Source organism: Telluria sp. AZSoR62, from assembly GCF_058111565.1.
In genome coordinates this window covers 1-360 of the sequence record NZ_JBYTST010000152.1, presented here as the reverse complement: position 1 = coordinate 360, position 360 = coordinate 1, and the positions used below count along the sequence as shown (strand labels likewise).

General features: G+C 56.7%; 1 pseudogene. It reads left to right on the top strand.

The features are described 5' to 3' along the window. Window positions 1–53 precede the first annotated feature (53 nt). Window positions 54–360 (top strand): annotated as a pseudogene (locus AC3XQU_RS23305) (phenylalanine--tRNA ligase subunit alpha); the annotation flags it as partial.

Here is a 360-nt window from a genome sequence, read left to right as displayed (position 1 = left end):
AATAGGGGAAGAGCCTTCAAGCTCTTCCCCTATTTTGTATCTGGAGTCTGTACATGGAAAACCTGGACGCGCTCGTTGCTCAAGCTCTTGAGGCTGTGCAAAGCGCTGAAGATATCAATGCCCTGGAGCAAATCCGGGTTCACTACCTTGGCAAAAAGGGTGAATTGACTCAGGTGATGAAGACCCTGGGGAATTTGCCGGCTGAAGAGCGTCCGCAAGTCGGTGCGCTGATCAACGTCGCCAAGGAGCGTGTCACAGAGGTTCTCAATGCGCGCAAGGCGTCGCTCGAGGAGGCCGATCTTGCGGCCAAGCTCGCCGCCGAGTCCATTGACGTCACCTTGCCTGGCCGTGGCCAGGCCT